Origin of the sequence: Actinomadura sp. NPDC023710 (assembly GCF_040639875.1) — a bacterium.
GTDB classification, from domain to species: domain Bacteria; phylum Actinomycetota; class Actinomycetes; order Streptosporangiales; family Streptosporangiaceae; genus Spirillospora; species Spirillospora citrea.
Genome location: NZ_JBFAGB010000020.1, coordinates 132,638 through 155,281, shown reverse-complemented (window position 1 = coordinate 155,281; position 22,644 = coordinate 132,638). Strand labels below are relative to the sequence as shown.

The 22,644-nt window shown below is 74.2% G+C and carries 26 protein-coding genes; 10 read left to right on the top strand and 16 right to left on the bottom strand.

Annotation, left to right across the window (positions count from 1 at the left end; all coding sequences use genetic code 11):
• Window positions 1-104: 104 nt before the first annotated feature.
• The 4 genes from AB0H37_RS23735 to AB0H37_RS23720 form a co-directional block, all read right to left on the bottom strand.
• The gene (locus AB0H37_RS23735) at window positions 105-512 is read right to left on the bottom strand and encodes a DUF2255 family protein (protein WP_329090801.1); all 408 of its coding nucleotides are present in this window, start codon (window positions 510-512) and stop codon (window positions 105-107) included.
• Between the two features lie 119 nt (window positions 513-631).
• Window positions 632-1,048, bottom strand: a complete 417-nt coding sequence (locus tag AB0H37_RS23730; RefSeq protein ID WP_360615180.1) for a cupin domain-containing protein — start codon at window positions 1,046-1,048, stop codon at window positions 632-634.
• Window positions 1,049-1,077: 29 nt separating this feature from the next.
• A complete protein-coding gene (locus AB0H37_RS23725; RefSeq protein ID WP_360615178.1) occupies window positions 1,078-1,956 on the bottom strand; it encodes an aldo/keto reductase in 879 nt (292 codons plus the stop codon).
• Window positions 1,957-2,009: 53 nt separating this feature from the next.
• On the bottom strand, window positions 2,010-3,044 hold the full coding sequence (locus AB0H37_RS23720) for an alcohol dehydrogenase catalytic domain-containing protein (protein WP_360615177.1): 1,035 nt from the start codon (window positions 3,042-3,044) through the stop codon (window positions 2,010-2,012).
• Between the two features lie 200 nt (window positions 3,045-3,244).
• Between AB0H37_RS23720 and AB0H37_RS23715 the strand changes: the two genes are divergently transcribed.
• Window positions 3,245-4,135 (top strand): helix-turn-helix transcriptional regulator, encoded by an 891-nt coding sequence (locus tag AB0H37_RS23715; RefSeq protein ID WP_179838699.1) that lies wholly within the window; start codon window positions 3,245-3,247, stop codon window positions 4,133-4,135.
• 119 nt (window positions 4,136-4,254) lie between these two features.
• Here the strand turns inward: AB0H37_RS23715 and AB0H37_RS23710 are convergent, their stop codons facing one another.
• Window positions 4,255-4,848: a TetR/AcrR family transcriptional regulator gene (locus AB0H37_RS23710; protein WP_360615175.1), complete on the bottom strand. Its 594-nt coding sequence runs from the start codon at window positions 4,846-4,848 to the stop codon at window positions 4,255-4,257.
• 117 nt (window positions 4,849-4,965) lie between these two features.
• Here AB0H37_RS23710 and AB0H37_RS23705 point away from each other — a divergent pair, with 117 nt between their 5' ends.
• Window positions 4,966-5,787 (top strand): SDR family NAD(P)-dependent oxidoreductase, encoded by an 822-nt coding sequence (locus AB0H37_RS23705; RefSeq protein ID WP_360615173.1) that lies wholly within the window; start codon window positions 4,966-4,968, stop codon window positions 5,785-5,787.
• Between the two features lie 40 nt (window positions 5,788-5,827).
• Window positions 5,828-7,483 (top strand): TlrC/CarA/OleB/SrmB family ABC-F type ribosomal protection protein, encoded by a 1,656-nt coding sequence (locus AB0H37_RS23700; protein ID WP_360615190.1) that lies wholly within the window; start codon window positions 5,828-5,830, stop codon window positions 7,481-7,483.
• On the opposite strand, the gene AB0H37_RS23695 is transcribed toward AB0H37_RS23700, so the two are convergent.
• The gene (locus AB0H37_RS23695; protein ID WP_179834908.1) at window positions 7,455-8,012 is read right to left on the bottom strand and encodes a TetR/AcrR family transcriptional regulator; all 558 of its coding nucleotides are present in this window, start codon (window positions 8,010-8,012) and stop codon (window positions 7,455-7,457) included. The two genes, AB0H37_RS23700 and AB0H37_RS23695, sit on opposite strands and share 29 nt — an antisense overlap.
• Before the next feature lie 104 nt (window positions 8,013-8,116).
• On the opposite strand from AB0H37_RS23695, the gene AB0H37_RS23690 reads away from it, so the two are divergent.
• Window positions 8,117-8,524, top strand: a complete 408-nt coding sequence (locus AB0H37_RS23690) for a nuclear transport factor 2 family protein (RefSeq protein WP_360615171.1) — start codon at window positions 8,117-8,119, stop codon at window positions 8,522-8,524.
• 184 nt (window positions 8,525-8,708) lie between these two features.
• The gene (locus AB0H37_RS23685) at window positions 8,709-9,209 is read left to right on the top strand and encodes a DinB family protein (protein WP_360615169.1); all 501 of its coding nucleotides are present in this window, start codon (window positions 8,709-8,711) and stop codon (window positions 9,207-9,209) included.
• A 143-nt stretch (window positions 9,210-9,352) separates the two neighbouring features.
• Here AB0H37_RS23685 and AB0H37_RS23680 read toward each other — a convergent pair whose 3' ends face one another.
• The 3 genes from AB0H37_RS23680 to AB0H37_RS23670 all read right to left on the bottom strand — a co-directional run bounded on the left by AB0H37_RS23680 (window position 9,353) and on the right by AB0H37_RS23670 (window position 11,529).
• Window positions 9,353-10,090, bottom strand: a complete 738-nt coding sequence (locus AB0H37_RS23680) for an alpha/beta hydrolase (protein WP_360615167.1) — start codon at window positions 10,088-10,090, stop codon at window positions 9,353-9,355.
• Between the two features lie 261 nt (window positions 10,091-10,351).
• Entirely contained in the window at window positions 10,352-10,621 is a 270-nt protein-coding gene (locus AB0H37_RS23675) for a helix-hairpin-helix domain-containing protein (RefSeq protein ID WP_360615165.1), read from the bottom strand.
• A gap of 47 nt (window positions 10,622-10,668) precedes the next feature.
• The gene (locus AB0H37_RS23670) at window positions 10,669-11,529 is read right to left on the bottom strand and encodes a sigma-70 family RNA polymerase sigma factor (RefSeq protein ID WP_360615164.1); all 861 of its coding nucleotides are present in this window, start codon (window positions 11,527-11,529) and stop codon (window positions 10,669-10,671) included.
• A gap of 69 nt (window positions 11,530-11,598) precedes the next feature.
• On the opposite strand from AB0H37_RS23670, the gene AB0H37_RS23665 reads away from it, so the two are divergent.
• Entirely contained in the window at window positions 11,599-12,741 is a 1,143-nt protein-coding gene (locus AB0H37_RS23665; protein WP_360615162.1) for an alkene reductase, read from the top strand.
• On the opposite strand, the gene AB0H37_RS23660 is transcribed toward AB0H37_RS23665, so the two are convergent.
• The 3 genes from AB0H37_RS23660 to AB0H37_RS23650 form a co-directional block, all read right to left on the bottom strand.
• Entirely contained in the window at window positions 12,738-13,112 is a 375-nt protein-coding gene (locus AB0H37_RS23660) for a nuclear transport factor 2 family protein (RefSeq protein ID WP_360615160.1), read from the bottom strand. The genes AB0H37_RS23665 and AB0H37_RS23660 overlap by 4 nt on opposite strands.
• Window positions 13,113-13,209: 97 nt before the next feature.
• A complete protein-coding gene (locus AB0H37_RS23655; RefSeq protein WP_360615158.1) occupies window positions 13,210-13,587 on the bottom strand; it encodes a VOC family protein in 378 nt (125 codons plus the stop codon).
• The gene (locus tag AB0H37_RS23650; RefSeq protein ID WP_360615156.1) at window positions 13,584-14,372 is read right to left on the bottom strand and encodes an ArsR family transcriptional regulator; all 789 of its coding nucleotides are present in this window, start codon (window positions 14,370-14,372) and stop codon (window positions 13,584-13,586) included. The genes AB0H37_RS23655 and AB0H37_RS23650 overlap by 4 nt, the downstream gene beginning before the upstream one ends.
• Before the next feature lie 49 nt (window positions 14,373-14,421).
• Between AB0H37_RS23650 and AB0H37_RS23645 the strand changes: the two genes are divergently transcribed.
• Both AB0H37_RS23645 and AB0H37_RS23640 read left to right on the top strand, forming a co-directional pair.
• Window positions 14,422-15,801 (top strand): APC family permease, encoded by a 1,380-nt coding sequence (locus AB0H37_RS23645; protein WP_360615154.1) that lies wholly within the window; start codon window positions 14,422-14,424, stop codon window positions 15,799-15,801.
• Window positions 15,794-16,249 carry a thioesterase family protein gene (locus tag AB0H37_RS23640; protein WP_179834897.1) on the top strand — a complete coding sequence of 152 codons (456 nt, stop codon included), beginning with the start codon at window positions 15,794-15,796 and terminating at the stop codon, window positions 16,247-16,249. The genes AB0H37_RS23645 and AB0H37_RS23640 overlap by 8 nt, the downstream gene beginning before the upstream one ends.
• A 148-nt stretch (window positions 16,250-16,397) precedes the next feature.
• Here AB0H37_RS23640 and AB0H37_RS23635 read toward each other — a convergent pair whose 3' ends face one another.
• The 3 genes from AB0H37_RS23635 to AB0H37_RS23625 all read right to left on the bottom strand — a co-directional run bounded on the left by AB0H37_RS23635 (window position 16,398) and on the right by AB0H37_RS23625 (window position 19,618).
• On the bottom strand, window positions 16,398-17,408 hold the full coding sequence (locus tag AB0H37_RS23635) for a DUF6569 family protein (protein ID WP_360615152.1): 1,011 nt from the start codon (window positions 17,406-17,408) through the stop codon (window positions 16,398-16,400).
• A 94-nt stretch (window positions 17,409-17,502) separates the two neighbouring features.
• Window positions 17,503-18,849 carry a VWA domain-containing protein gene (locus AB0H37_RS23630; protein ID WP_179834895.1) on the bottom strand — a complete coding sequence of 449 codons (1,347 nt, stop codon included), beginning with the start codon at window positions 18,847-18,849 and terminating at the stop codon, window positions 17,503-17,505.
• Between the two features lie 55 nt (window positions 18,850-18,904).
• Complete coding sequence (locus AB0H37_RS23625; RefSeq protein ID WP_360615150.1) at window positions 18,905-19,618, bottom strand: TetR/AcrR family transcriptional regulator; 714 nt, start codon at window positions 19,616-19,618, stop codon at window positions 18,905-18,907.
• A gap of 95 nt (window positions 19,619-19,713) precedes the next feature.
• On the opposite strand from AB0H37_RS23625, the gene AB0H37_RS23620 reads away from it, so the two are divergent.
• Together AB0H37_RS23620 and AB0H37_RS23615 are read left to right on the top strand one after the other, a co-directional pair.
• A complete protein-coding gene (locus tag AB0H37_RS23620; protein ID WP_360615148.1) occupies window positions 19,714-20,658 on the top strand; it encodes an ATP-binding cassette domain-containing protein in 945 nt (314 codons plus the stop codon).
• A 15-nt stretch (window positions 20,659-20,673) separates the two neighbouring features.
• Window positions 20,674-21,498 (top strand): ABC transporter permease, encoded by an 825-nt coding sequence (locus tag AB0H37_RS23615; RefSeq protein WP_179834892.1) that lies wholly within the window; start codon window positions 20,674-20,676, stop codon window positions 21,496-21,498.
• A gap of 22 nt (window positions 21,499-21,520) precedes the next feature.
• On the opposite strand, the gene AB0H37_RS23610 is transcribed toward AB0H37_RS23615, so the two are convergent.
• Window positions 21,521-22,570, bottom strand: coding sequence for a DMT family transporter (locus tag AB0H37_RS23610; RefSeq protein WP_360615145.1), 1,050 nt, complete (start codon window positions 22,568-22,570; stop codon window positions 21,521-21,523).
• Between the last annotated feature and the right edge of the window lie 74 nt (window positions 22,571-22,644).

Here is a 22,644-nt window from a genome sequence, read left to right as displayed (position 1 = left end):
CCCCTGGCCGGAGCGGGCATCGGGTGCGTGTCCGGTCCGATGGTTTCGAGGTACGACGTTGCACCCCGCCGGCACTTCACTGATCTCGGTGCTCGTCCGGCCGCTCACCCCTGAGCGGGCTGCGGGGTGAGGCGCATCGTGGTGGTCGCCGCCTGTGGACTGGTGATGCTGTCGACCGGAGCCGAGTAGCGGTGGTACTTCGTGCGGTAGGCGGCGTCGATCCGGTCGTTGAGGCCCGGGTCGACGCCGGTGCCGACGTCGGTGTAGGCGACGTCCTTGGTGACGCCGCCGGCCTGGATGCGTCCCTGACGGCGTTGGCGGGTGGCGCGGAACCAGACCGATCCGGGCCCGTTCACCGAGCGGACGTACAGGTCGCCGTCGACCTCCACCATCCAGATCGTGCGCGGGCTGCTCAGCGAGCCCTCGTCGCGGCGCGAGGCGATCTGCATTTCGTCGGCGCTGTTGATACGGGCGAACTCGTCGTCGTTCCAGGTCGTTGCGGGCGAAGACATCGTCGTTCTCCTCAGCGGTCGGTTGTGGTGGGCATGGTCGCGGTCATCTCCATTTCCCGCCCTCTCCTCCCTTCAGCGCTCCCGAGCCGTAGCCGGCCGGATGTCCGTCCCGGTGTCCGCTAGGTCGCCGGGGTACGTGGCCCCTGGTACTCGGCGTCGGTGACCTTCTCGCCCCACACCGTCTCGGGCCCGCCGTCCGGTCCGGGCCCCTCCCACAAGGCCAGGTGCTCCATGAAGGCGTCCGGGGTGGCGCCGTGCCAGTGCTCCTCACCAGCCGGGGTGTGGACGGTGTCGCCGGGACGGGCCTCGATGATCTGGCCGCCGCGCGACTGGATCAGGGCGACGCCCGACACGATGTGCAGGGTCTGGCCCATCGCGTGCGAGTGCCAGTCGGTGCGGGCGCAGGGCGAGAACCGCACCAGGTTGGCGCGCATCCTTGACGGCTCCTGCCCGGCGTAGATCACGTCCCACCACACGTCTCCGGTGAACCACTCGGCCGGGGCCTTGCTGGTGGGCTGCCGCTTGAGAATCTCCATGGTCCTCCTCGTCGGGATCGGCGGTGCCATCAGGCCTCGGGGATGGGGCTGCCGTAGGCCTCCAAGGTGATGTCCCGGGGGTCGGGGCCGTGGCGGATGCCGGTGTCGAGGGCGTCCAGGGCCGCGCGTTCGGCGTCGGTGAGGTCGAAGTCGAACACCCCGAAGTTCTCGGCGATGCGTTCGGGCCGCACCGATTTCGGGATGGCCGAGCGTCCTTCCTGCAGGTGCCAGCGGAGCATGACCTGGGCGGGGGTCCTGCCGTGGGCGTCGGCGATCCCGACGATCACCGGGTCGTCGAAGGTGCTGGTCGCGGCGCCGGTGCCCCGGTAGCTGGTGATCCCGCCGATCGGCGACCACGCCTGGGTCACGATCCCCCGGCCGGCGTCGGCGGCCTGCACCTCGGGCTGGGTGAAGTAGGGGTGCACCTCCACCTGGTTCACCGCGGGCACCACGCCCGCCTCCTTCATCAGGGCGTCCAGGTGCTCGGGCATGAAGTTGCTGACGCCGATGGCGCGGACGCGCCCGTCCGACAGCAGCGTCTCCAGCGCCCGGTAGGCGCCCCGGGTCAGGTCGAAGCGGGTCGGCAGCGGCTGGTGGAGGATGAACAGGTCGATGCGGTCGACGCCGAGCTTGCCCGAGCTCTTGTCGAAGGCGTGCAGGGTCTCCTCGTGGCCGAAGTCGCTGATCCACACCTTGGTCTCGACGAACACCTCGTCCCGGTCCAGGCCCGAGCGGCGGATCGCCTCGCCGACCTCACGCTCGTTGCCGTAGGCGGCGGCGGTGTCGATCAGCCGGTACCCGGTCTCCAGGGCGGTCTGCACCGCCTCGGTGGTGGCGTCGGGCGGCGTCTGGTACACCCCGAACCCGAGAGCGGGCATCGAGACGCCGTTGTTCAAGGTCAAGATCATCGTTCGCGCCTCCCAGCACGGTCGTCTACAGGTCGATCCGGGCCTCGGCCCCACTACGGCCGGACGAGGACCTTCAGCGCCTCGCGGCGGTCCATGGCCCGGTAGCCGTCGGGGGCGCCGTCCAGGTCGACGGTGCGGTCGAAGACCTTGCCCGGCCGCACCGAGCCGTCCAGCACCGCCGGCATCAGCTCCTCGATGTAGGCGCGGGCCGGTGCCGGCCCGCCGGTCAGGGTGACGTTCGGGCCGAACAGGCTCGCGAACCCGACCGGCGCCTCCTCGTACTGCGGCGCTCCCACCCGGGAGATCACCCCGCCGGGCCGGACCACGCCGACCGCCTGGGTGTAGGCGGGCATGTGGCCGACGGCCTCCAGCACCTTGCGGGCGCCGTGCCCCCCGGTCAGCTCGCGGACCTTGGCGATGCCCTCGGCGCCGCGCTCGGCGACCACGTCGGTCGCGCCGAACTCGCGGCCCAGGTCGGTGCGGTCCTTGTGCCGCCCCATCAGCACGATCTGCTCGGCGCCCGACCGCCGGGCCGACAGCACCGCCAGCAGCCCGACCGCGCCGTCGCCGATCACCACGACCGAATCGCCCTGGCCGACGCCCGCGCGCTTGGCGGCGTGCCAGCCCGTCCCGTACACATCCGACAGCGTCAGCAGGTCCGGCAGCAGCTCCGAATCCTCACCGACCGGGGCTTTCACCAGCGTCCCGTCGGCCAGCGGCACCCGGACGGCCTCGGCCTGGCCGCCGCCGATCCCCTCCCTGGCCCAGAAACCGCCGTGCAGGCAGGAGGTCTGCAGGCCTTCGCGGCAGAACTCGCAGGTGCCGTCCGACCAGGCGAACGGCGCGATCACCAGATCGCCCCGCTTCACCGTGGACACCTGCGAGCCGGCCTCCTCCACCACGCCGATGAACTCGTGGCCCATGGGGGACGCCTGGCCGGCGGGCATCGAGTGGTAGGGGTGCAGGTCCGACCCGCAGATGCAGGCCGTCACCACCCGCACCAGCGCGTCGGTCGGCTCGGACAGGACCGGATCGGGCACGGTGTCGACCCGCACGTCCCCGGCCCCGTACATGAACACTGCTCGCATATCCAACTTCCTTACGTCAACGCCGGTCAGAACCCCTACCCAGAGGAATCACGGTCCGAGCGGGGCAGGTCGTCAAAGCGACCCATCCCCAGCAAACGTTCTTTTGCCGGGCCCCGGCAGTGCCTGTCGTTCCAGGTAATGCCAGTACCTGCTGCGTCGGCCGACGCCCGCATACCGTGAAGGGCATGGACGAGAAGGGCATGGACGACCGCACCGAGATCAAGGAGTTCCTCGCCTCCCGCCGGGCCCGCATCACCCCCGAGCAGGCCGGGCTGCCCGCCTACGGCGGCAACCGGCGGGTCAAGGGACTGCGCCGCGAGGAGGTCGCCCTGCTCGCAGGGGTCTCGGTCGACTACTACGTCCGTCTGGAGCGCGGCAACCTGTCCGGCGCCTCCGACGGCGTCCTGCACGGCGTCGCCCGCGCCCTCCAACTCGACGACGCCGAGCGCGAGCACCTGTTCGAGCTCGCGCGCCGGGCCACCGGCCCCGCTCCCGCCACCCGCCGCAGGAGCCCGACCAAGCCCCCGCCGCCGGCCCTGCAGCACATGCTGGACGCGATCAGCGACGCACCCGCCTGGATCCGCAACGACCGCCACGACGTCCTGGCCACCAACCGCCTCGCGCGCGCCCTGTACGCGCCGATCCTGGCCGACCCGCGCCGGCCGGCCAACACCGCCCGCTTCATCTACCTCGACCCCGCCGCCAGGGACTTCTTCACCGACTGGGACAAGGCCGCCGACGACGTCGCCGCGATGCTCCGCGCCGAAGCCGGCCGCAACCCCCACGACCGCAACCTCACCGACCTGATCGGCGAGTTGTCCACCCGCAGCGAGGTCTTCCGCAAGCGCTGGGCCGACCACAACGTCCGCCACCACCGCGCCGGCGTCAAAAGGCTCCACCACCCCGCCGTCGGCGACCTGGAACTCCACTTCGAGGCCATGACGCTGACCTCCGACCCGGCGCTCACCCTCCTCATCTACACCGCCGCCCCCGACACCCCCAGCGCCGACAACCTCCGCCTGCTGGCCACCTGGGCCGCCACCCAGGACCACCCCACGCCCACCCACCCCCACAAGGAGCAGCACCCCTGACGCACCTGCTCGATCACAGGGTGAGCCTCGCCATGATCACCGCGGACTCCGGTCGCCCCGTGGGGGCGCGGCGGCCGGCCGGGAACACCGGACCAGACCTGCGGCCTCTCTGACGCGGGTCAGGGGGCGAAGGCGCGGAGGGTGACGTCCACGAGCGCGTCGGCGTACTCGGGGATGAGCGGGCCGGAGCGGTGCAGCCAGCGCTGGTAGAGCGGGGCGTACAGCACCTCCAGCACCAGGTCGAGGTCGGCGTCCGCGCGCAACTGGCCCGCCCGCTGGGCGCTGCGCAGCCGTTCCTTCTTGGCCTGGTCGAGGGGGCCGGCCAGTTTCTCGCGGTACAGGGCGGCCAGGTCGGGGTCATCGATGATCTGGGTGTTGAGCGCCCTGAGGGGCGCCTCGAACGCCGGGTCGGCGAACTCGGCGACCGTCGCCCGCATGACGGTCCTGAGGTCGGCCTCGATGTCGCCGGTGTCGGGGAGCCGGACGCCCTCCTCCCCCTCGCTGAGCGCCAGGAACGAGTCGAAGATCACCGCGCCCTTGGACGGCCACCAGCGGTAGATGGTCTGCTTGCCGACTCCCGCCCGCGCGGCGATCGCCTCGATCGTGACCCTGGCGTACCCGAGTTCGGAGACCAGTTCGCGCGCGGCGGCCAGGACGGCCTTTCGGGATCGCTCGCTGCGCCGCGCGGGGTTCGGTTTTCTGGTGCTGGACACGGCCGGGAGTATACCTCCAACGAGACGAGACGGTCCGTCTTGACTTAGGGGCTGCACATCCCCATACTCGTGGCATACGAGACGGACCGTCTCGTCTCCGAGGAGCGAGGAGCGTGCATGACGACCGCCCGGGTCTGGTTCATCACCGGTGCGTCGAGGGGCTTGGGCAGGGCGTTCGCCGAGGCGGCGCTCGCCGCCGGGGACCGCGTCGTGGCCGCCGCGCGCGACCTCACCCCGCTCGACGACCTGGCCGCCGGCCACCCCGACCGCCTCGCACGGCTGACGCTGGACGTCCGCGACCGCGCCGCCGTGCGGACGGTGGTGGACCGTGCGGCGGCGACGTTCGGGCGGCTGGACGTCGTGGTCAACAACGCCGGGGCCATGCTGCTCGGCATGGTGGAGGAGGCGACCGAGGAGCAGATCCGCGCCCAGTTCGACGTCAACTTCTTCGGCGCGGTCTGGGTGGCCCAGGCCGTGGTGCCGCACCTGCGCACGCAGGGCTCCGGCCACATCCTGCAGGTCACCACGATGGGGACCGGCGGCGGGGTCGCGTCCGCCGGGTTCTACGCGGCGAGCAAGAGCGCGCTCGACTCGCTGAGCCAGGCGCTGGCGATGGAGGTGGCGCCGTTCGGGGTCAAGGTGACGATCGTGCAGCCCGGCGGGTACGGCACGGACCTGTTCACGCGCGGCACCACGGTGACCCCGCCGCTCCCGGAGTACGAGCCGCTGCGCGTCCGGCTGGCCGAGATGTGGGGCGAGGACGCCGGACCCGATCCGAGCACCGCGGCCCCCGTGGTCATGGAGCTCGCCGACCTGGACGAGCCGCCCCTGCGGCTGATCGTCGGCGCCGCCTCCTACGACATGGTCCAGCAGATGGACCGGGCGCGCACCGAGGAGTACCGGGCCTGGGAGCAGCTCAGCCGTAAGGCCCCGGGCTGACCCTGAACGCCGTCCGCACCGACTGGAAGGAGGTGGCGCTCTGCGCGCCCCTGCCCAACTGGCACTCGACCAGATCACCAAGCGCTACGGTACCCGCGTCGTCCTGGACCGGGTCTCGCTCACCGTCAGGCCCGGCGAGCGGCTCGGAGTGATCGGCGACAACGGCTCCGGGAAGTCCACGCTGCTCAAGCTCATGGCGGGCGTCGAGCGTCCGGACAACGGCGAACGCGTGGCCGTCGCGCCCGGCGGAGTCGGGTACCTGCCGCAGTCGCTGGCGCTGCCGCCGGCGGCCACCGTCGCCGACGCCGTCGACCTGGCACTGGCCGACCTGCGCGACCTCGAGGCCCGGATGCGGGCCGCCGAACGCTCGCTCGGCGCGACGGACGCGCAGGAGCCCCCGGGCCTGGACGCCTATGCCGAGGTGGTGGCGGAGTTCGAGGCGCGGGGCGGATACGAGGCCGACCTTCGTGTGGACGTCGCGCTGCACGGGCTCGGGCTTCCGGGGCTCGACCGGGGCCGCCCGCTGGACACGCTCTCCGGCGGAGAGCTCTCCAGGCTGGCCCTGGCCGCCACGCTGGCCTCCGCCCCCGAGCTGCTGCTGCTCGACGAGCCGACCAACGACCTGGACGATCAGGCCACGGCCTGGCTCGAACAGCGCCTGCGCGCCCATCGGGGCACGGTCGTGGCGATCACGCACGACCGGATGTTCCTTGAGCGGGTGACCACCGCCGTGGTCGAGGTGGAGGGCGGGCACGTGCGCCGCTACGGCGACGGGTACGCCGGTTACCTCGCCGCCAAGGCCGCCGAACGCGCCGCGCAGGCGCGGGCCCACGAGGAGTGGAGGACGGAGCTGGACCGGCATGCCGCGCTGGTGGCCGCCAACGCGGGCCGGCTCGCCACGATCCCGCGCAGGACGGTCAAGGCGGGCATGGGCACCGGCGCTTGGCGGGCGCGCTCGCGCACCCACGGTGCCGCCGGGCGCATCCGGCAGTCCCGGCAACGGCTGCGCCGGCTCAACGATCACCCCGTCGCGCCGCCCCCGGAGCCGCTGCGCTTCACCGCCGTCCCCGCCACCGGGGGCGCCGCCGGGGACGAGGTGGCCGCGCTCGACGGCGTGGTGGTGCCGGGGCGGCTCCGCCTGGAGTCCCTGACCGTCCACGCCGGTGAGCGGCTGCTCGTCACCGGCCCGAACGGAGCGGGCAAGACGACCCTGATGCGGGTCCTCGCCGGAGAACTGCGCCCGGACGCGGGCGAGGTGCGGCGGGCCGGCCGGGTCGGGTTCTTCCGGCAGGACGGGCCGACCGGCGCGGGGCACCGCACCGTGCTGCAGGCCTACGCGCACGGACGTCCGGGAAGCCCCGACGAGCACGCGGACGCCCTGCTCGCCCTGGGCCTGTTCCGGCCGTCCGACCTGGGGCTGCGCCTCGGGGAGCTGTCCCATGGGCAGCGGCGCCGGGTCGAGCTGGCGCGGCTGGTGGGCGAGCCCCGGGACCTGCTTCTGCTCGACGAGCCGACCAACCACCTGTCGCCGATGCTCACGGAGCAACTGGAAGAGGCGCTGGCCTCCTACCAGGGCGCGCTGGTGGTGGTCACGCACGACCGGCGCCTGCGCGCCGCGTTCACCGGCGCCCGCCTCGAACTGGCCGAGGGACGCCGGGTGCCGCCGGTCAGGTCAGGCCGTGCCGGACGATCGTGAGCAGGCGGCGGACCTGGCCGGGGTCGGTGCAGGAGGTGGCGATGGCGTGGGCCAGTGTCAGCACCTCGGCCACGGTGATGTCGCCGCGGACGTCGCCCGCCCGCTGCGCTCGCGCGAGGAGCGTCTCCGCCGTGGAGGTCAGCGCGGCGTGCCAGCGCGCGAACAGCTCGGTGCGCCGCGCGTCGTCGTCGCCCGCGCCGGCGAAGGCCGGAGCCCGTCCGGTCGCGACCTGGACGGCGAAGGCCTCCAGCCAGGCGTGGAGCGCCTCGCCTGCGCCGGCCTCGGCCGGCAGGGCGGCGCCCCGGTCGCACAGGGCGGCGACCTCGTCGGCGTAGACGGCGGCGAGCAGGTCGTCGCGGGTCGGATAGTGCCGGTAGAGGGTCGCGTTGCCGACGCCCGCGCGCTTGGCGATCTCGTCCAGGGGGGCGCCCGGGCCCCGCTCGTCGAACAGCTCCCTGGCGGCCGCGACGAGCAGCCGCGCGTTGCGCTCGGCGTCGGCACGGCGCGCCCGGCCGGCGGCGGCGGTCATCGCGGCTCCCTGGTTGTCGAACGGGGACGTCCCCGGTTAGTCTAGCGAGGCATTAAACGGGGACCTCCCCGTTTAATGCCTCCGGACGGACCCGAGGAGGAGCCATGGCGTTCACCGCCGACGACCGCACCGAGATCACCGAGCTGATCTCCATGCACGGCCACCTGTGCGACAGCGGGGAGCTGGACCGGCTGGAGGAGCTGTTCACCCCCGACGTCGTCTACGACGTCACCGACTTCGGGCAGGAGCCCCTGCTCGGCGTTGCCGCATGCGCCGCCGCCGCGCGTGCGGTGGGCGAACTCAACCCCGTCGGGCATCACGTCACCAACATCGTCCTCACCGAGGCCGCCGGCGACCGGGTGCACGCGCGTTCCAAGGGGCTCGGCGTCAACGCGGACGGCACCGTCGGCAGCGTGACCTACGAGGACACCGTCGTCCGCACCCCGCACGGCTGGCGGATCAGCCACCGGACGGTCCGCGCGCACCGCACTCCCCTGGGCGGACGCCTGTGATTCCACGCCCTCGCCGCTCCGCCACCTTCCGGGCGGATCCAGGTCCCTCTTTGCCGGAACCGCAAGATTTCGTGCCGAGTCGCGGCGCGCCTGCCAAGACTGGCCGCAGAGCCATCACAGGCCTGCCGCCGACGACGCGCTGCGGCCCGGCGGTCGGCGCCGGTCCCGCGAAGAGGAGATCACTGTGCCCAGCACCACGCGCCGCGCCCGCCGCGGCGACACCCCGCCGCCGCGCACCGGCGGCGACGAGGCCGGGACCCTGCGCGGGTTCCTCGACTACCTGCGGACCTCGATCGCCGCGAAGGTCGAGGGTGCGCCCGAGCCGCAGGTGCGGGCGGCCGCGGTGCCCTCGGGCACGAACCTGCTCGGCCTGCTCCACCACCTGACCTTCGTCGAACGCTCGATGTTCCTCGGGGAGGACGTCACCGACTGGCAGGCGACGTTCCAGGCCGCGCCGGCCGACGGCGTGGCCGACATCGTGGCCCGCTACCGGGAGGCGGTCGAGCGCGCGAACGAAGTGCTCGACGGGTGCACCGACCTCGGCGCGCCCGTTCCCCGACCGCGGCCGGGGCGCACCGCCCCCAGCGTCCGCTGGGCACTGACCCACATGATCGAGGAGACCGGCCGCCACGCGGGCCACGCCGACATCCTCCGCGAACAGATCGACGGCGCGACCGGGCGCTGACCTCCCGCCGGTGTCATCGCGTCAGGTGGTGCCGCAGGGGCGAACCCTTCGGAGTGGTCGCCGCCGCCCCGGCCGGGCGTACCGACGACGGCCGGTGCGCCCGGCCGGCACCGCCTACCGTGCTGCAGGCCGGCGGCCGGCGGCTATCTCAGATGCCGGGTGAAGAACTGGGCCGCGGCGTCCCCCGCGAACTGCGGGACGCCGGTGTGCCCGCCCATGTTGGCGTGCAGTGTCTTCTCCTTGGCGCCGAAGGCGTCGAACAGGTCCAGGGCGGCTTGCCGGTCGTTGCCTTCGTCGTCCCACTGCAGCAGGACGTGCAGCGGAATGGTGACCTGGCGGGCCTCCTCGAAGATGGTGCGGGGCACGAAACTCCCGGCGAACAGAACGGCGGCCGAGATGCGCGGCTCGACCACCGCCAGCCGGACGCCGATGGAGATCACTCCCCCCGAGTATCCGACCGGGCCGTCGATCTCGGGCAGCGAGAGGAGGGCGTCCAGGGTGGTCCGCCATTCCGGGACCGCCTTGTCGACCAGCGGGAGGACGAGCCGGTCGACGATCTCCTCGCCGACCGGCTCGCCGGCCTCCAGCGCCCGGTGCAGGTCGGCGCGGGCCTGCTCGGCGGCGGCCGAGCGGGGCCGGTCACCGCTTCCGGGGAGCTCGATGGTGGCCGCGGCGAAGCCGTCCGCCGCGGAGTGCCGGGCTCGGGCCGCCAGTCGGGGGCGCATCCTGTGCAGTCCGCCGGGGTGGCCGATCAGGATCAGCGGGGCCGGCGCGGATGAGGATGCGGATCCGGGCGTCCACAGGATGCCGGGGATCTCGCCGAGGGTGAATTCGCGTTCGAGGACGCCGTCGTCGAGGCGCCGCTCGGAGGTGAAGTGCATGGTCGTGCCTTTCGGGAGTGCTCGTGAACGGCGCTCCCGGACGACCTACCGTCCGACCGTGACCCCGGAGGGGAGCACCCATGTCGCAATGTTCACGGGTACCACCTCCTCGTCCTCTGGCACGGCTTCCGGAAAGGTAGCAGCGGCCGCCGTGGTCCGCCAACGGGTTTTCGTGGAGGCTCCGTGGCCGGATGCCACGGAACCGCTCACCCGAAGGCCGCGTAGTCAGAGGCTTCGGGTCCGTGCGGGCACGGTGGGGAATCAGGGGCGGGTGCCGGCGAGGAGGCGTTTGCGTTCGGGGGTGTAGTGCCACCAGTGGCGGGCGGGCTTTCCGTCGGCCTGGTCGACGGCGGACATGACGGTGTCGAGCAGGCAGGGGTCGAGGCGGCGACCGCAGGCGGCCGACATCCGCTCGTACAGCTCGACGGGGTCCTGGCCTTCGAGTTGGGCGACGGCGGTGATGCCGATGCGGCCGAAGTAGGCGGCGACGGCCGGTCCCACGTTGGTCAGTTCGGAGAGTTCGCTGCTCATAGGGCCAACGTAGGACGGTTGGGGCGGTGCGGTCTTGTAGGAATCGGTCAGGGGACGGCGAGGTCGAGGGCGGTGAGGCGGGCGGGGTCGGCGATCATCTCGTAGCCGGTGACGCGGCCGTCGCGGACGGTGATGGCGAGGGCGAGCAGGAGGCGGCCGTGCGGGGCGACGACGGCGCCGATCGTCCCGTCGATGAGGGCGGGTCCGGCGTATCGGGCGCGGCGGCCGAACAGCTGCATCTCGCGGGCGACGGAGTCGGCGCCGCGCAGGACGGCGGGGCGGCCGGGGGTGAGGGCGGCGCGGTCGGCGCGGCGGACGACGTCGGGGGCCAGCACGCCGAGGAGGGCGTCGAGGTCGCCGCTGCGGGCGGCGGCGAGGAACGCCTCGACGACGCGGCGCTGTTCGGCGAGTTCGGGTTCCGGTGGGGCGGCGGCGCCGCGGACGCGGTGGCGGGCGCGGCTGGCGAGTTTCTTGGCGGCGGCCGGGGTGCGCTCGACGATGGGGGCGATCTGGTCGAACGGGACGGCGAACACGTCGTGCAGGACGAAGGCGACGCGTTCGGCGGGTCCGAGGGTGGCCAGCACGACGAGCATGGCGCGGCCGACGGACTCGATGAGGACGGTCTCGGTCTCGGGGTCGCCGTCGTCGGGCTGGACGGGTGAGTGCCATCCGTAGGGTTCCTCGCGCCGGGAGGTGCGGGCGCGGAGCATGTCGAGGCAGATGCGGGCCACGACGGTGCGCAGCCACGCCTCCAGGTCGTCGATTCCGGTGGGGCCGGTGCGGTCGAGCCGCAGCCACGCCTCCTGGACGGCGTCGTCGGTCTCGCCGGGGTCGCCGAGCATCCGGTAGGCGACCGCGCGCAGGTTGGGGCGGTGCGCCTCGAAGCGTTCGGCGAGTTGGTCGTGCATCGGTCACCTTTCCGTGCCGCGTTGCGTCTGCTTCGTGGCATCCGAGAGACGACGACGGCAGGAAGACAGATGATCCGACATGACGAGGGTAGCGAGCCGGGCGGTTCGCCGCTGCTGCGGCCGGTGGCGCTCGGGGACCTGGAGCTGCCCAACCGGGTGGTGATGGCCCCGTTGACGCGGTCGCGCGCGTCCGGTCCCGGCCTGGAGCCGACGGAGCTGCACGCCGCCTACTACGGGCAGCGCGCCGCGGCCGGGCTGATCGTCGCCGAGGGGGCGTGGGTCGGTGAGCGGGCGATCGGGTTCCCCGGCGTCCCCGGCGTCTACGGCGAGCGGCAGGTGCGGGGCTGGCGCCGCGTCACCGATCTCGTCCACGCGCTGGGCGGGCGCATCGTGCTGCAGTTGTGGCACACCGGCGCCCACTCCCATCCCGACCACCGGGGCGGAGCACGGCCCGCGGGGCCGTCGGCGGTCGATCCGGGCGAGGTGTGCTGGACGGCGGAGGGCCCCAAGGCGACGGTCACGCCCCGGGAGATGACACGCGCGCAGATCGAGGAGACGGTCGCCGAGTACGGCGCGGCGTCCGCGCGGGCGCGCCGGGCGGGGTTCGACGGGGTGGAGGTCGCCGCGAACGGCACGTTCCTGATCGCGCAGTTCCTCAACCCGCGCCTGAACCGCCGCACCGACGCCTACGGCACCGACCGGGGCCGCCTGCTCCTGGAGATCGTGGACGCGGTGACGGCGGCGTGGGACGGGCGCCGCGCCGGGGTGCGGCTGTCGCCGCACTGGACGGTGCACGACACCTCGCCCGGGGCGCGCCGCGCCGACTACCCCTACACCGCCGACGAGGCGACGCTCGCCGCCTACGACGCCCTGGTGGCGGAGCTCGGCACCCGTCCCCTGGCCTACCTTCACCTGCGCGGGAGAGCCCTGACCGGGCCGGACGCGGTGCCGGACTTCGACGAGTTCGCCCGCTACCGCAAACTGTTCGACGGTGCCCTGGTCGCCAATCACGGGTTCGGGCGGGAGTCGGGGAACGCGGTGGTCGAGGCGGGGATCGCCGACGCGGTGTCGTTCGGGCGGCCGTTCATCGCCAATCCCGATCTGGTCGCCCGGTTCGCGCTGGGCCATGCCGTGGCGCGCGAGGACGAGAGCACCCACTACGGCGGCGGGGCGCGCGGGTACGTCGACTATCCGATCTGGGCGGGGTCCTAGGCGCCGGTTGCGGGGGGCGTGACGAACTCGGGCTGGTCCAGGACGCGCAGCCAGCTGCCGTCGGGCTGGCGGCGGACGACCTGCGCGCGGGCCCCCGCCCCGTCCTTGGGCGGGGTGGAGGTCAGGGCGAGGTCGCCGCTGATCAGGGTGGGCAGCGGCTCCTCGGGGGTGAAGCGGGGGCGCGCGTCCAGGACCTTCTCCCACAGTTCGCGGATGGCCTGGCGTCCGACGGTCTGGGAGCCGGGCGGGTAGGCCAACACCGCGTTCTCCTCGTAGAGGGCGGCGACTCCGGCCGCGTCGCCGGCGTTGGAGCGTTCGACGAACAGGCGGGTGATGTCCTCCGGCCGCATGGCCTTCTCGTACTCCGTCATGGTTCCCCCCCAGGTTGCGTGTGCTGTCACCTCCCATCGTGGGCGCCCTGGGACGAGAAGTCCAAGAGATGCTTCTTCTACCTTCCAGAAGCGTCGCTTATGCGGGCTGGAACAGTTCGACCAGGTTCCCGGCGGGGTCGGCGAGCAGGATCTGGCGGCCGCCGGGCCCGGTGACCAGGTCGCTGCGGAAGGTCAGGCCCGCGGCGCGCAGCCGGGAGATCTCGGCGTCCAGGTCGTCGACGAGCAGGTGGATGCGGTTGCCTCCGGCGACGGCGGCGTCCGCGGGTGTGGCGCGGGCGCCGGAGCTGGCCGGTCCCGACAGCAGGAGGCGCAGCGGGCCGCGCACGACGTCGGCGAACGCGGGCGCCGCGTCGCGGTTGAGGGCGAAGCCGAGGTGGGTGGTGTAGAAGTCGACGGCGGCCTGGACGTCGTCGACGAGGTAGCGGACGCCTGCGTACTTCTCGGGTTCCGTCATGGGTGTTCCTCCGTCATCCGCGTTGGTGGTGGTGTCTGGGCGAGGAGGGGCAGCAGGTGGTGGACGCGCGCGTCGAGGTCGGCCGCCGCCCGGCGGAAGGCCGCGAGCCCGTCCGGCGCCGCGGCGGCCGGGTCGGGAGTGCTCCAGTGGGCGTGCCGCGCGTGGTCGCCGAAGTCGGGGCAGGCTTCGCGGGCCCTGTCGCACAGGGTGATGACGCGGTCGAAGCGGCGGCGCAGGGCGTCCAGGCGGCGGGGCCGCTGCGCGGAGATGTCGATGCCGTACCGCTCGCGCAGGACCTGGACGGCGCCGGGGTGCATCTCGGGTCTGGGGCGGGTGCCGGCGCTGGCCGCGGCGACATGGCCGCCGGTGTGGTGGCTCAGGAGGGCCTCGGCGATGGGTGAGCGCGCGCTGTTGCCCGTGCACACGAACAGCACCGCCGGGGGCGCCTGGTGGTGCGGGCCGTCAGGGAAACGCGGTGGTGCGGGGGCGCACCGCAGCGCGGGGTGCAGGGCGGCGCCGGCGCCGGCGAGGGCGTGGGCGCAGCGGTCCAGGTCCAGGCGGTAGTAGCTGTCGCGGCCGTCGTGGCTGCTGCGGGCGGCGGTGACCAGGCCGCCGTCGCGCAGCAGCCGCAGGTGGTAGGAGACCAGGTTCTGCGGCGCGGCGGCGATGTCGGTGAGCTCGCGGACGCGCAGGTCGCCGTCGGCGAGGGCGGTCAGCAGCCGCCAGCGCAGCGGGTGGGCGGCCAGCCGCACGAACGCCGGGGCGGCTTGACTCGGTGACGCCATGCCCGGACGATACATCAAATGAGCTTGATGGAATAGACGGGGGTGGGCGATGGCGTTCCGGCGCCGGAACCGGGGCCGGGCCGAGACGGCGGCGTCCGGATCGGCCGGGCCCGGACCGGGCGGGCCGTCCGCCGGGGGCGACCGCCTGGCGCGGCGGCTGGGCACCGGGGACGCGGTGCTGATCGGCCTCGGGTCGATGGTCGGGGCGGGGGTGTTCGCCGTGTTCGGGCCCGCGGCGCGGGTGGCGGGCACGGGCCTGCTGGTGGGGCTGGTGGTCGCGGCGGTGGTCGCGTACTGCAACGCGGTCGCCTCGGCGCAGCTCGCGGCGGTGTATCCGATGTCGGGCGGCACCTACGTGTACGGCCGCGAGCGCCTGGGCCCGTGGTGGGGGTTCGCGGCGGGCTGGGGCTTCGTGGTGGGCAAGACCGCCTCGTGCGCCGCCATGGCGCTCACGTTCGCCTCCTACGCGGTGCCCGGCCCGGGGTGGGTCCGCCGCGCGGTCGCGGCGGCGGCCGTGGTGGCGCTGGCGTCGCTGAACTATCGCGGGGTGACCAGGACGGCCCTGCTCACGCGGGTGCTGGTGGTCGCCGGCTTGGCGGTGCTGGCCGTCGTGGTGGCGGGGATCGCGGCGGGCGGGCAGGCGAGCGCGGCGCGCCTGGGCGGGTGGACGGCGGTGGGCGAGGGCGGCGTCCACGGCGTGCTGCAGGCCGCGGGGCTGCTGTTCTTCGCCTTCGCGGGCTATGCCCGCATCGCGACGATGGGCGAGGAGGTGCGGGACCCGGCCCGCACGATCCCCCGGGCGATCCCGGTGGCGCTGTTCATCGCGGTGGCGGTGTACCTGGTGGTGGGGGCGGCGGCGCTGCTGGCGGCGGGGCCGGACGTTCTGGCGGCCGCGGCGGCGCCGCTGGCGGCCGCGGTCGAGGCGGCGGGGGCCGGGGCGCTGGCGCCGGTGGTGCGGGCGGGCGCGGCGGTGGCGTCGCTGGGCGCGCTGCTGGCGCTGATCGCGGGGATCGGCCGCACGGCGCTGGCCATGGCGCGGCACCGCGACCTGCCGGGGTGGCTGGCGGCCGTGCATCCCCGGTACCGGGTGCCGCACCATGCCGAGGTCGCCGTGGCGGTCGCGGTGTGCGCGCTGGTGGCGGCGGCGGACCTGCGCGGGGTGATCGGGTTCTCCTCGTTCGGTGTCCTGGTGTACTACGCGGTCGCCAACGTGTGCGCGTTCACCCAGCCGGCGGCCGATCGCCGCCGGCCGCGGGCGCTCAACGTGCTCGGCGCCGCGGGGTGCGTGGTCCTGGTGGCGGCGTTGCCGTGGACGTCGGTGCTGGCGGGGGCGGCGATGTTCGCCGTGGGGCTGGGCGGCCGGTGGCTGGTGCTGCGGCGGCGGGGCCCGGGTGCACCCGGCGGCGTGCACAATGCCGGGTATGGGTGAGATCTTCGCGCATCGGTTGCGGGTTCGGTACAGCGAGTGCGATCAGCAGGGCGTGGTGTTCAACGGCCACTACCTGTTCTTCTACGACGTGGCGTTGACGGAGATGTGGCGGGCGCTGTTCGGCGACTACGCGCAGATGGTGGAGCAGGGCTACGACCTGGTGGTGGCCGAGGCTCGGATCCGGTTCCGGGAGGGCGCGCGGTTCGACGAGCTGCTGGAGGTGTCGATGCCGGTGGCGCATCTGGGGACGACGAGCATGATCGTGCGGCCGGTGTTCCGGGTGGATGGGCGGCTCATCGCCGACGGGGAGGTGCGGCACGTGTTCATCGACCCGGCGTCCAAGGCCAAGAAGGAGATGCCGCCGCAGGTGAGGTCGGTTCTGGAGCCTTACCTGGACGGAGTGGCGGGACAGGCGGCCGGCGCCTCGTCAGGTTCACTATCGCCTTGACGATGTCTCGAGCATCGCGCGTTTCCCGGATCTGGAATCGGGTTTCAGCCTGACGTGCCCGGCACAGTTCCCGCGGTTCTGATTCAACCGGGCGCCGCGCCCCGGGGGCAACCCCTTTTTTCGTTCGGGGACGCCCCGGGGCGGGCGGTCAGCGGGCGAACAGGGACGCGTAGACGGTGCGGTCGCCGTCGGTGACGATCTGCCCGGCCAGGTGGGGGCCGGTGACGGTGGACAGCCGCAGGTCGAGGTAGCGCTCCTCCTCGCGCAGTTCGACGGGGCCGGCGGGGGCGCCGGCGAGCCAGCCGCCGATCTCGGTGAGGCGGGCGGAGCGGTCGCGTTCCAGGGCGGCGCGCAGCCCGGCGAGCCCGGCCGCCTCGTACGGCCCCCCGCCGTTGGGGGCGAGGTCGGTGGGGCCGAGGTCGTAGGGGGCCGTGTCGGGGCCAGGCGGGGAGGGTTCGGCGTGCCAGGCGGCGACGCCGTAGGCGAAGCAGACCAGCGCGGTCCACATCTCGGCGAAGTAGCGGGGGTCGGGTGCGATCTCCAGGCCGGCGAAGCGGCCGGAGACGAAGAACAGGGCGCCGAGCTGGCCGGGCTGCGGTTCCAGGCGGGACTGGAACTGGGTCAGCACGGCCCGCTTGCGGGACAGGATCTGCTCCAGGTGGCCGCGGCGGGGCAGGCCGTGGCGGGCGTTGAGGGCGGCGATGTCGTCCCACAGCTTGCTGTAGCCGGTGACGCCGCGCAGGTCCAGGGCGCGGGCGCGCAGTTCCAGCGGCAGGACGAAGAACCACTGGTCGCGCTCGCTGAGGTAGCCGCCCTGGCTCTGCTGGACGCAGCAGGCGTCGTCGAAGCGCACGGTCTGCCCGGCGGCCAGGAACGCCGACCGGCACAGGGCGTGGTTCTGGGCGTGGTCCTGGATGTAGCCGATGTGCAGGGGGACGATGGCGACGCCGGAGTCGGCGCGGTTGGCGAGTTCGACCTGCCCGTAGCCGACGACGCGGGTCAGTTTGAGGCCGGTGCGGGGCGGCACGAAGCCGCGGTGGGCGGGTCCGGAGATGGGCACCATGGTGAGCGCGCCGGCCTGCTGGGGGGTGCCCAGGCGGTGCCCGGCGAGGCTGAGGGGGCCGGGGACGAGGGTGTCGAGCGCCGTCATCTGGGTCATGCGGTGCTCCCTTCAGGGTGGTGGGGGCGTGCATTGCGCGTGCGTCGGGCGTGCGTCGGGCGTGCGGGCGCGGCGCGTCCGCGCACGGGCCGGTTCAGGCGGCGATGCGGGCGGTGAGGGTGTCGGCCTGCCGGTCGAGGGCGTCCAGGCGGTCGTGCAGGGCGGCGCGCAGCCAGGGCGCGCCGGCGTCGCAGTGCCCGAACATCCAGGGCAGCAGTTCGGCGAAGTCGTCCTGGTGCCAGAAGCCGCGCTGGGGCAGGGCCGGGGCGGGGCGCCGCAGCGTCAGGTCGTCGCTGCCGGTGAACAGGGCGTGGCAGAACACCACGGGGGTGGTGATGCCGGCGTGCGGCAGGCTCGCCACGACCCTGGCCAGGTCGCCGGGGAAGACGTTCTCGTAGCCGTCGGAGACGACGGCGACCAGGTCGGGGCCGGCGCCCAGGGCGTCCAGGACGCCGGTGGCCAGGTCGGTGGCGCCGCGGGGGGTGCGCTCGTCGCCGCCGGTCTCGATGACCTCCAGCCGGGCGCACACCTGCGACAGCACCATGCGCAGCGCGGCGGTTTGGGACAGTGCGGCCCATTCGCGGTCGCCGTAGCCGCGCATGGACGCCGAGGCGTCCATGACCAGGGCGACGGTGCCGGTGAAGCGGGGGAACGCCGCGGCGGCGGCGCCGACGTAGCGGCCGAGGGCGGCGTAGAGGTCTTCGGCGGGCCCGCCCCGGTACAGGTGGACGAGGGTGGCGGCGATGTCGCCGCGGTTGGTGGCGGTGATGGTGGCGGGCCGTTCGCGGACGGTGTCGACGGGCAGCACCGGCTCCCCCACCGCGGCGGGGCCGCCCGCCGCGGCCGCGGCCGCCGCGTTGTCGGCGTTGTAGAGGGCCCGGACGCGGGCGGGCGCGGCGGCGGGGTGGGTGAGGAAGCGCAGCAGGCGCCGCTGGAGGTAGTCCGACGCGGTGTCGCCGCCGGCGATGCGGGAGGCGCAGCCGCGGGCGGTGGCGGTGCCGAGGGCGTGCTCGAAGCAGTCGCGCAGGGCGGGGCGGCGCGCGGCGATGAGCGCGTCGGCGGCGGGGTGCTCCAGGACGAACCGCAGCGCGGTGCGGGTGGTGTGCTTGTGGTTGGCGCGCAGCCGCCGCAGCGCGAGCAGGACGGTGATGACGTGGGCGGGCGGCAGGCCCAGGGTCAGGACGCGGGCGACGCGTGCCTGCACGGCGCGGGCGCGGTCGTCCAGGCCGGCCTGGGAGGCGGCCAGGATCTGCAGCAGCACGCGGGCGCGCTGCCAGGGCCGAACGCCGGGGGCCAGGCCGAGCAGGGCGTAGCCCTCGGGGTCGCCGGTGTGCGCGGCGCGGTGCAGGTCCGCGTCGTCCCAGCGCAGGAAGGCGCCCCGGGGCAGGCTCAGGGCGGTGTCGTGGTGGTGCAGGTGGGCAAGGAGCGTGGGGGTGTCCATGGTTGTTGGCCTCCGCAACCATGAAGTCTAGGAATGATCTGCGGTGGGCCGACACTCAATTTCCGGCCACCGGGCCTTCGGCGGCGGTGCCCGTGGCGCCGGCCGCGGGGGCGGCGGCGTAGCTGCCGAGGCCGTGTTCGAGCAGGTCGAAGGCGCGGGCCGCGGCGGCGTAGACGTCCTCGGCCATCTCCTGCAGGGTCTCCCCCGCGCTCTTGCGGTCGGCGATCTGCTCGACGAGCGTGTTCTGCACGGCGAAGATCATGGCGGCGGCGGCGCGGGGGGCGATGTCGTCGGGGCCGGCGCCGGTGGCCTCGGCGAGCAGGTCGGCGAGGCGGTCCTGGGCGCGGCGGCCGATCTCGCGCTGGCGGGCCATGAGGGCGGGGCTGTCGCGGACGGTGCGGGTCCAGACCTCCGAGCCCTCGTGGAAGGCGGTCTGGTGGCCGCGGGCGTCCAGGCCCTCGAAGAAGCGGCGGCGGAACAGCGCCACGGCGCCCTCGCCGGGGCGGCGGTCGCGGAAGTCGCGCCCGGCGGCCTCGATGACCTCGTCCTGCCGGTCGAAGAACAGGTCTTCCTTGGTCCTGAAGTAGTTGAAGACGGTGTTGACCGACACGTCGGCGGTGCGGGCGACGTCGGCGATGGTGACGTTGTCGAACCCGCGGGTCATGAACAGGCCGGTGGCGATGTCGGCGATGCGGCGCCGCGTCTCGCGCTTCTTGCGTTCCCGCAGCCCCAGTTCCGGCTCTACGCCGGGGACGTGGTCCTCACCCATGCACGGAAATATACCTTCACTGGCGTCACTGCAAATTTGGAGTGACTGCAAATTTGGGGTTACGCTAGCGGCCGTCGTTCTCAAAGGAGGTCATCGTGATCGAGGCTCGCGGGCTCGCCCGCACCTTCACCGGCGGGCACGGGACGGTCGAGGCCGTCCGGGGCGTGGACCTGTCGGTCGCGCCCGGGGAGGTCGTCGGGTTCCTCGGCCCCAACGGGGCCGGCAAGACCACGACGCTGCGGATGCTGACGACGCTGCTGGCGCCGACCGCGGGGACCGCGACCGTCGCCGGCCACGACCTGCGCGCCGACCCGGCGGCGGTGCGGCGCCGCATCGGCTACGTCGCGCAGGGCGGCGGCACCGACCCGGGCGTCCCGGTCGCCGAGGAGCTGGATCTTCAGGCCCGCCTGTACGGCGTGCGCGACCGGTCGGCGCGGATCGCGCGGCTGTGCGCGCAGCTGGACCTGGAGGGCCTGGGGCCGCGTCCGGCGGGCTCGCTGTCGGGCGGGCAGCGCCGCCGCCTGGACATCGCGCTCGGGCTGGTGCACCACCCGCCGCTGCTGTTCCTGGACGAGCCGACCACGGGCCTGGACCCGCAGAGCCGCGGCAACCTGTGGGATCACATCCGCGCCATGCGCGACGACGGCGCGACGGTGTTCCTGACCACGCACTACCTGGACGAGGCCGACGCGCTGTGCGACCGGCTGCTGATCATCGACCGGGGCCGCATCGTCGCCGAGGGCACGCCCGCCGAGCTCAGGCGCCGCGTCGCCGGGGACGTCGTCACGGTGGAGCTGGCGGAGGCGGCCTGCGTCGAGGACGCCCGCAAGGCGCTGGCGGCGCACCCGGCCGTCCGCGAGGCCGCCGTGTCCGGCGCGACGCTGCGGCTGACCGTCGAGGACGGCGAGACGGCGCTGATGTCCCTGATCCGCGCGCTGGACGGCGCGGGGGTGGAGCTGGCGTCGCTGAACCTGGCCCGTCCCACGCTGGACGACGTGTTCTTCACCGTCACCGGCCGCTCGCTGCGCGACGCGGCCTGAACCGAGGAGTCCCCCATGTCTCTTGCACCGACCGCCTCTCCCGCACGGACCGCGGGGCCCGGCCGGGCCGCCGCCCTCGGGCGGGTCGCGTCCGACACCCGCCTGATCTTCCTTCGGTACCTGCGGCAGACGCTGCGCAGCAAGGTCGCGGTGGTGTTCGGCGCGGTGCAGCCGCTGCTGTACCTGGTGCTGTTCGGGCCGCTGCTGTCGGACCTGGTCGACGTCCGCGGGTTCGGCGCGGGCAGCGCCTGGCAGGTCTTCGTGCCCGGGGTGCTGATCCAGCTGGCGCTGTTCGGCGCCGGGTTCGCGGGGTTCGGGCTGATCGCGGACCTGCGGTCGGGGGTGGTGGACCGGCTGCGGGTCACCCCGGCCAGCCGGACCGCGCTGCTGCTGGGGCGGGTCCTGCGCGACACGGTCGTGGTCGCGTTCCAGGGCGCGGTGGTGGTGGCGGCCGGGCTGGCGCTGGGGCTGCGGGCCCCGGTGGGCGGGATCGCCGTCGGGCTGCTGCTGGTGGTGGCGCTCGCGGTGAGCGTGGCGTCCCTGTCCTACGTGGTGGCGCTGCGCACCCGCAGCGAGGACGCGTTCGCGCCGATCCTGACGACGGTCACGCTGCCGCTGATGCTGCTGTCGGGGATCCTGCTGCCGATGAGCCTGGCGCCGGGGTGGCTGGACGCGGTGTCGCGGTTCACGCCGTTCCGCTACATGGTGGACGCGGCGCGGGCGGCGTTCCTGGGCGACTACGCGACGGCGGCGGTCGCGGAGGGGGCGCTGGTGGCGGTCGCGCTGCTGGTGGCGTCGGTGGCGCTGGGCGCCCGCCGGTTCCGCCGCGAGAACGCCTGACCCGGCCCTGTCACCGGCCCGGTCACCGGCGCAGGGCGGCGGCCCGGGCCTGCGGGCCCGTCCCGCCGCCCTGCGCGGCGTCCCGTGCACCGTCCCGCGGGCGGTCCTGCGGGCGGTCCGCGGGGACGGCGGGGGCGACGTTCAGGACCTCGGGGTGGGTGACGGTGGCGCGCTGGGCGATGTAGGCGCCGGCCAGCACGATCGCGCCGCCGGTCATCTGCGCGGCGGTGAGGCGCTCCCCGAGGGCGGCCCAGGCGATGAGGGCGGCGGCGACGGCCTCGGTGTAGCAGATGGCGCCGCCGACCTGCGCCGACAGGCGCTGCAGCCCGGCGACGCCGGCGAGGTAGGCCAGGACGGTGCTGACCAGGCCGATCCAGGCGACCAGCGCCCAGCCGGGCGCGGCGTGCCCGGCGACGGGCACCGGGGCGGGCAGCACCTGCCAGGGCAGCGCCCACGGCGCGGCCAGGGCGGTGAGGGCGACGGCGGCGACGGCGCTGCCGGCGGAGGTGATGACGACGGGGTCGACCTTCCCGGTGAGGCGGTCGACGATGAGGAAGTAGCTGGCCTGGCAGGCGGCGGCGCCGAGCCCTGCGGCCAGGCCGACCGGGTCGAGCGACAGCCCCGTCCACACCTGCACGACCAGGGCGAGGCCGGCCATGGCGATCGCGACGCCGGCGGCGGCGGTGCGGTGCACGGGGGCGCGGCGCACCAGCCGCAGCCACGCCAGCACGATGACCGGGCCGCTGAACTCCAGCAGGATCGCCACGCCGACCGGCAGGCGGGAGGCGGCCACGAAGTAGAACGCCTGGCAGCCGGCGACGCCGGTCAGGCCGTAGAGGGCCAGGGCGGGCAGGTGGGGGCGCAGGCCGCGGACGGCGGCCCGGCCGCGCAGCAGGAACGGCAGCGGCGCCAGGACCAGCGCGGCGACGGTGATGCGCAGCCACACCGCCTGCAGGGGGCTGAGCCCGGCCTCGATGAGGGCCTTGCCGAACGGCCCGGACGCGCCGAAGCACACCGAGGACAGCACCGCCAGGGTCAGGCCCCAGGCGCGGGTCCGTGCGGCGCCGTCCATCCTCACCCCCGGGTCGCGCGGTGTGCCGCCGAGCCCGCCCCCGGCGGGCTAATGAGCATCCTGCCATAACGGTC